The organism is Actinomadura bangladeshensis (assembly GCF_004348335.1).
GTDB classification, from domain to species: Bacteria; Actinomycetota; Actinomycetes; order Streptosporangiales; family Streptosporangiaceae; genus Spirillospora; species Spirillospora bangladeshensis.
The window spans coordinates 1-7,015 of record NZ_SMJW01000344.1 but is presented as its reverse complement, the minus strand read 5'-3'; the positions used below and the strand labels follow the sequence as shown (position 1 = coordinate 7,015).

The following is a 7,015-nucleotide window of genomic DNA, read 5'->3' as shown; positions in this document are numbered from 1 at the left end:
CTTCGGGCACTCCGGCGGTCCCGGTGCCCGACGTTCCGGCCCGTGCTCCGGGCGGTGGGGCCGGATGAGCGCGGCGGCACGGGAAGGACGCCCGGCGGGCGGCGGCGCCGATCCTGAGGCGAAGGCCCGCGAGATCTGCCTGCGCCTGCTGTCCGCATCGCCCCGCACCCGCGCCCAGCTCGCGGACGCGCTGCGCCGCAAGGACGTCCCCGCCGACGTCGCCGACCGGGTGCTCGCGCGCTTCACCGACGTCGGCCTCATCGACGACGAGGCGTTCGCGCAGGCCTGGGTCCAGTCCCGCCACACGGGCCGCGGCCTGGCCAAACGCGCGCTGGCCGCCGAACTCCGCAGGCGCGGCGTGGCCGACGACACCGTCAACGAGGCCGTCGAGTCCCTCGACCCGGCCCAGGAGGAGGAGACGGCTCGCGCCCTGGTGCTGCGCAGGCTCCCGTCCACCCGAGGCGCCGACCCCGCCAAGCGCATGCGCCGCCTGGTCGGCATGCTCGCCCGCAAGGGCTACCCGCCCGGCCTCTCCTACCGGGTGGTCAAGGAGGCCCTCGCCGAAGAGGGCGCCGACCTGGACACCGTCCCCGACCCTGCCCCTTTCGACTGAAGGCCGGTGGGCGTCGGGTCAGAGGGCGCCGACCTGGACGCCGTCCCCGGCCCCGCCCCTTTCGACTGAAGGCCGGTGGGCGTCGGGTCAGAGGGCGCCGACCTGGACGCCGTCCCCGACCCTGCCCCTTTCGACTGAAGTCCAGGGGTGAGAGTGCTCACTCACCGGCGGCTACCAGGCACCGAGTCCGCCGGCGAGCCGGCTCGGTGGATCCCATCAGGGGGTGGTGGAGTGGAAGGTGGCCTCGCCGGTGAGGCGGACGCCGGTGCGGTCGCCGGGGCGGAGGTGGACGTGGCCGTCGACGCGGATGTCGACGGGGGCCGCGAGTCCCTCGACCGACACGGTGATCATGGCGTCGTGGCCGTAGTAGCGGACGTCGGTCACCGTCCCGCCGGGAACGGTCCCGCCGGGGTCGGTGAGCCGCAGTTGCTCGGGGCGCAGTATCACCGTGCCGCTGCGGGCGGCCTCGCTCGGCGCGCTCAGCGCGATCGTGCCGAGGGCGGTCGTGGCGGTGCCGTTCGAAGCGGTCCCCGGCAGGAGCACGGCGTCGCCGACGAATCCGGCGACCCACGGGCCCGCGGGCCGGCCGTACACCTCCTGCGGGGTGCCGCACTGGGCGATGCTCCCCGCGTGGACGACGGCGACGAGGTCGGCGGTGGACAGGGCCTCCTGCTGGTCGTGGGTGACGAGGAGGGCGGTGGCGCCGATGGTGCGCAGGGCGGCGCGGACGTCGGCTCGTATCCCGGCGCGCAGCGCGCTGTCCAGCGCGTTGAACGGCTCGTCGAGCAGGACCAGTGCGGGCTCCGGGGCGAGGGCCCGGGCCAGCGCGACGCGCTGCTGCTGGCCGCCGGACAGCTCGTGCGGCATCCGGTCGCCGTACCCGGCGAGCCCCACCAGGTCGAGCATCTCCTCGGTGCGGCGGCGCCGCGCGGCCCGGTCGGTCACGCCGAACGCGACGTTGCGGGCCACGCTCAGGTGCGGGAACAGCGCGCCCTCCTGGGGCACGATGCCGATGCGGCGGCGTTCCGGCGGGACGTGCGTCCCGGGTGCGGTGAGGGCGCGCCCGCCCACGGTGACGGTGCCGGCGTCGGCGCGCAGGAAGCCCGCGACGATCCGCAGCAGGGTGGTCTTCCCGCAGCCGGACGGGCCGAGGACGGCGGCCAGCGCCCCGCCGGGGACGGTGAGGTCGAGCCCGTCCAGCACGGTGGTGTCCGGGCCGTACGCCTTGGTCAGGCCTTCGATGCGCAGTTCGGTCACGGGCGCTGTCTTCCGAGGAGGTAGGAGGGGACGGCCGCGAGCAGGATCAGCGCGGCGGCATAGGGGGCGGCGGCGGAGTAGGAGGCGATGCCGGTCTCCGTCCAAAGCCGGGTGGCGAGGGTGTCCATGCCGGTGGGGCGCAGCAGCAGGGTCGCCGGCAGTTCCTTCATGCAGATCACGAAGGTCAGCGCCGCGCCCGCCGCGATGCCGGGCGCGGCCAGCGGCACGGTCACCGCGCGCAGCACGCGCAGCGGGCCGCGGCCGAGCGAGCGGGCGACGTCCTCCAGGACGGGCGGGGACTGCAGCACGGCGGCGCGGGTGGCGGCGACCGCGACCGGCAGGAACAGCACCGCGTAGGCGCAGACCAGCAGCGGCAGTTCCTGGTAGATCGGGGTGGCGTAGCGGACCGCGAAGAACACCAGGGCCAGCGCGACCGTGATGCCCGGCAGCGCGTGCCCGGCGTAGGCGGCCTGCTCGATCAGCTCGGTGGCGCGGCCGCGGTGGCGGGCGGCGAGCACCCCGACGGGCAGCGCGAGGACGGCGGTGAGCGCGGCGCCGGCCCCGGCCACGGCGAGGGTGGCGCCCGCGGTGTTCGCCAGCCCGGCGGGGTCCCAGGTGGAGCGGTTCCCGGTCGCCAGCCAGTACGCGAGCGTGCCCAGCGGGAACGCGACGGCGGCCGCGGCGACGGCGCCGCACCAGGCCAGCGCCGGGGCCGCCGCCCGGCCGAGCGGGACCGGGACGGGCGGCCGGGCGGTTCCGCCGCCGGTCCTGGCGTGCCCGCGCCGCCCGCGGGTCCGGGTCTCCAGGGCGACGATGCCGACGGTCAGCACGACCAGGACGGCGCTCAGCGCCGCGGCCGGGGTGCGGTCGAAGCTGGCCTGGTAGGAGGTGTAGATGCCGCGGGTGAACGTGTCGTACCGCATCAGCGACACCGCGCCGAAGTCGGACAGGACGTACAGCGCGACGAGCAGCCCTCCGCCGGCCGCGGCCGGGCGGAGCTGGGGGAGGGTGACACGGCGGAACGTCCGCACCGGGCCCGCGCCGAGCGACCGGGACGTCTCCTCCTGCGCGGGGTCGATCCCGCGCAGCGCCGCGGCGACCGGGAGGAGGACGTAGGGGTAGCTGACCAGGGTCAGCGACACCGCCGCCCCGGCGAACCCGGACATGCCCGGTACCGCGGACAGCCAGGCGAACGCGGCCACGTAGCTGGGGACGGCCAGCGGCAGCGTGGCGAGCACGGCCCAGGCGCGGGCGCCGGGCAGCGCGGTGCGGACGGTGAGCCAGGCCAGTGAGATCCCGAGGACGAGGCAGGCCGCCACCACGGTGCCGGCCAGCGCCAGGCTGCGGGCGAGGAGCAGCGCGGTGCCCTCGGTGGTGATCACGGACCAGGCGAAGCCGGGGCCCCGCTCCAGCGCCCGCACGGCGAGGTAGCCGAGGGGCAGCAGGGCGAGGGCCCCGGCCAGGCACGCCGGAGCGAGCAGGGCCCGGGGGGCGCGAGCCGCGGTCATGCGGTCAGACCATCCCCGCTTCGCGCAGCATCGCCAGCGTCCGCTGCAGGGAGTCGAGCTTGCCGAGGTCGATCCGGGGGGCCTTCAGCGAGTCCAGGGGCGGCAGGTCCGGGACGGTGCCGGTGACGCCGGCGGCCAGCGGGTACTCCTTGGTCTCGTCGCTGAAGTAGGTCTGCGCCTCGGGCGACAGCAGGTAGTCGACGGCCTTGAGCGCCGCGGGCCGGTGCGCGGCGCCCTTGAGGACGCCGACCCCCGCGACGTTGATCAGCGCGCCGGGGTCGCCGCCGGGCAGGTAGTGCAGCTTGGCGGTGACGCCGCCCGCGCCCTTCTCGGCGACCTTCTCGTACCAGTAGTAGTGGTTGATGAGGCCGAGGGAGACCTGCCCGGAGTTCACCGCGTCCAGCACGGCGATGTTGTTGTCGTAGGCCTTGGCGCCGTTGGCCTTCAGGCCCTTCAGCCAGGCGAGCGTGGCCTCGTCGCCGTCCAGGACGCGCATACCGGTCACGAACGCCTGGAAGGACGCGTTGGTCGGCGCGTAGCCGATCTTGCCGTTCCATTCGGGCTTGACGAGGTCGCGGACGGTGTCGGGGGCCTTGGCGACCTGCCCGGGGTGGTAGGCCAGCACGCGGACGCGGCCGGAGACGCCGACCCAGTCGCCGGCGCTGCCGCGGAACTGCTCGGCGACCTTGCCGAGGGAGGACTCGGGCAGCGTGTCCAGGCGGCCGGCCTTGGCCAGGGCGCCGAGCGCGCCCGCGTCCTGGGACAGGAACAGGTCGGCCTTGGTCTTGTCGCCCTCCTCCAGGAGCTGGGCGGACAGTTCGGCGCTGGAGCCGTAGCGGACCTCGACGTCGACGCCGACGGCCTTCTCCAGCTTCTCCAGCAGCGGCTTGACGAGACCCTCGTTGCGGCCGGAGTAGACGACCAGGCCGGCCTCACTCCCGAGGCCGCACGCGGCGAGTGGAACGACGAGAGCCGTCAGCGCCAGGACGGAGGTGAGACGGCGCAGGGGGTTTCGCATGGATTCCTCGAACTGTGGCATGACAACCGACTTGGCAGAAAGCTTAGCCTTACCTAAGATGCGCCGCGTGAGCAACCCCCCTGCGGCGCCGCCCCCGGTCGCCCCGTTCGCCGGCGCACTCGCGGCCCACGCGGAGCGGACGGCGCTCATCACCTCCGGAGGCGCTCTCACCTACCGCGAACTCGCGGACCGGGTCGCGGCCGCCGCCGGCCGCCTCGGCTCCGGGCGCCGGCTCGTCCTGCTCGCCGGCGCCAACACGGTCGACGCCCTCGTCGTCTACCTGGCGGCGCTGGCGTCCGGGCATCCCGTGCTGCTGGCGCCGCACGACCGGCCCGAGTCCCTGCGGTCCCTGACCGCCGCCTACGACCCGGACGTCGTGGCCTTCCCGGACGGGACGCTCGACGAGCGGCACGCGGGCTCCGCGCACACCCTGCACCCCGATCTCGCGCTGCTGCTCAGCACGTCCGGCTCGACGGGGTCGCCGAAGCTCGTCCGGCTGTCGCACGAGAATCTGCGCTCGAACGCCGCGTCCATCGCCGAGTACCTGGACATCCGTCCCGGCGACCGCGCCGCCACGACGCTGCCGATGCACTACTGCTATGGCCTGTCCGTCATCAACAGCCATCTGCTGCGCGGCGCCGGGCTGATCCTCACCGACCTGTCGGTGGCCGACGAGCGCTTCTGGGCGCTGTTCCGCGACGCGCGCGGCACCGCGCTGGCGGGCGTCCCCTACACCTTCGACCTGCTGGACCGGGCGGGCTTCGCCGACATGCGGCTGCCGTCGCTGCGCTACGTCACCCAAGCGGGCGGGCGGCTGCCCCCCGACCGGGTGGCGCGGTACGCGGCGCTCGGCCGGCGGCGCGGCTGGGACCTGGTCGTCATGTACGGCCAGACGGAGGCGACCGCCCGCATGGCCTACCTGCCGCCCGAACTCGCCGCCGCCCACCCGCAGGCGATCGGCGTTCCCATCCCCGGCGGGTCCCTCCGGCTGGAGCCGTTGCCGGACGGTTCCGCGCCCGATACGGGCGAACTGGTGTACACGGGGCCGAACGTCATGCTCGGCTACGCCGAAGGCCCCGCCGACCTGGCCCTCGGCCGCACCGTCGAGGAACTGCGCACCGGCGATGTGGCGCGGCGGCTTCCCGGCGGGCTGTACGAGATCACGGGGCGCCGCGGCCGGTTCGTGAAGCCGTACGGCCTGCGCGTCGACCTGCAGCGCGTCGAGGCGCTGCTCGCCGCGCGCGGCCTGACCGCGTACTGCGCGGGCGACGACACAGGTCTCGTAGTGGCCATAGCAGCCCCGAAGACCAAGCCCCCCACCGCGCCAACGGCGAACCATGCGCCAACGGCAGCCGGTGCGCACGGTGGTGTGAGTGTCCGGAGGGTCCGGCGGCTGGTGGCGGCCGAGTGCGGCCTGCCCGCCAGGGCGGTCGGCGTGCACGTCGTGCCCGAGATCCCCCGGCTGGCCACGGGCAAGCCCGACTACGGGGCGGTGCTCCGGCTCGCCCGCGCCGAGCCGGCCGCGGGCGGGGACCTGTGCCGCCTGTACGAGCGGATCCTGGACCGCCCCGGCGTCACCGAGGACGACACCTTCGTCGGTCTCGGCGGCGACTCCCTGTCCTACGTGGAGATGTCGCTGAAGCTGGAGGAGGCCCTCGGCGCGCTGCCCGCCGACTGGCCCACCCGGCGCATCCGCGACCTGCGGCGTCCGGCCCGGCGCTCCCCGCTGCGGACGCTGGAGACGGGCATCGCGCTGCGCGCCGCCGCGATCGTCCTCATCGTCGGGTCGCACATCGGCGTGTTCACGGTCCGGGGCGGGGCGCACGTGCTGCTGGCGGTGGCGGGCTTCAACGTGGCCCGGTTCCACCTCACCTCCGCCGGGGCCGCGCGGCGCCGCGCGGACCTGCTGGCCGCGCTGGCCCGGATCGCCGTGCCGAGCGTCGTGTGGATCGGCCTGGCGGCGCTCGTCACCGCCGACTACCACCTGGTCGACGCGCTGCTGCTGAAGAGCGCGACCGGGCACGACAGCAACTACTGGTTCGTCGAGGTGATCGTCTACATCCTGGTCGCCATGGCGGCGTGGCTGAGCGTCCCGGCCCTGGACCGGGCGGAGCGGCGCGCCCCCTTCGGGTTCCCGCTCGGCCTCCTGGCGGCCGCGCTGCTCCTGCGGTACGACCTCGGCGGCCTGGCGGACCTGCCGGATGCGATCACCGCGTGCTGGCTGTTCCCGCTCGGCTGGGCGGCGGCGCGTGCGCACGGCGCGGCGCGGCGGCTGGCGGTGACCGCGGCGGTGCTGATCACCGTCCCCGGCTACTTCGGGCCCGGCGGATCCCTGCGGACGGCCGTCGTCATCGCCGGCGTCCTCCTGCTGATCTGGGTCGGGAAGCTGCCGAGCACGGCGTGGCTCAACCGCCTCGCCGGCCTGCTGGCCGCCGGATCGCTCTACATCTACCTGGTCCACTGGCAGATCTACCCGCTGCTGGAGGACCACTCGGAGCCGCTGGCCCTGCTCGCCTCCCTCGCGGGCGGCGTCGCCTACGGCGCCGTCGCCGCCCGGGCCCTCCGGCGCGCGGCCCGGTGGAGCGCCCGTCCCGGCCGCCCTGCCGCCGGGGCTCGCGG

At 75.3% G+C, this 7,015-nt stretch carries 5 protein-coding genes; 2 read left to right on the top strand and 3 right to left on the bottom strand.

What is annotated here, in order from left to right:
- Nucleotides 1-64 precede the first annotated feature (64 nt).
- Nucleotides 65-613 carry a regulatory protein RecX gene (locus E1284_RS36990; RefSeq protein WP_131944804.1) on the top strand — a complete coding sequence of 183 codons (549 nt, stop codon included), beginning with the start codon at nt 65-67 and terminating at the stop codon, nt 611-613.
- A 216-nt stretch (nt 614-829) separates the two neighbouring features.
- Here the strand turns inward: E1284_RS36990 and E1284_RS36985 are convergent, their stop codons facing one another.
- The 3 genes from E1284_RS36985 to E1284_RS36975 are packed head-to-tail and all read right to left on the bottom strand — an operon-like array spanning nt 830 to nt 4,396.
- Nucleotides 830-1,870 carry an ABC transporter ATP-binding protein gene (locus E1284_RS36985; RefSeq protein WP_131944803.1) on the bottom strand — a complete coding sequence of 347 codons (1,041 nt, stop codon included), beginning with the start codon at nt 1,868-1,870 and terminating at the stop codon, nt 830-832.
- Nucleotides 1,867-3,378, bottom strand: coding sequence for an ABC transporter permease (locus tag E1284_RS36980; protein WP_131944802.1), 1,512 nt, complete (start codon nt 3,376-3,378; stop codon nt 1,867-1,869). Before E1284_RS36980 ends, E1284_RS36985 begins: the two co-directional genes overlap by 4 nt.
- 4 nt (nt 3,379-3,382) lie before the next feature.
- On the bottom strand, nt 3,383-4,396 hold the full coding sequence (locus E1284_RS36975) for an iron ABC transporter substrate-binding protein (protein ID WP_131944801.1): 1,014 nt from the start codon (nt 4,394-4,396) through the stop codon (nt 3,383-3,385).
- A gap of 67 nt (nt 4,397-4,463) precedes the next feature.
- Here E1284_RS36975 and E1284_RS36970 point away from each other — a divergent pair.
- On the top strand, nt 4,464-7,015 hold a 2,552-nt coding region (locus E1284_RS36970), incomplete at its 3' end, for a non-ribosomal peptide synthetase (protein ID WP_207924170.1).

Bases quoted from the DNA above. Each gene is read 5' to 3' on its own strand.
- E1284_RS36980 (WP_131944802.1), bottom strand. From the start codon at position 3,378: ATGACCGCGGCTCGCGCCCCCCGGGCCCTGCTCGCTCCGGCGTGCCTG.
- E1284_RS36975 (WP_131944801.1), bottom strand. From the start codon at position 4,396: ATGCGAAACCCCCTGCGCCGTCTCACCTCCGTCCTGGCGCTGACGGCT.
- E1284_RS36990 (WP_131944804.1), top strand. From the start codon at position 65: ATGAGCGCGGCGGCACGGGAAGGACGCCCGGCGGGCGGCGGCGCCGAT.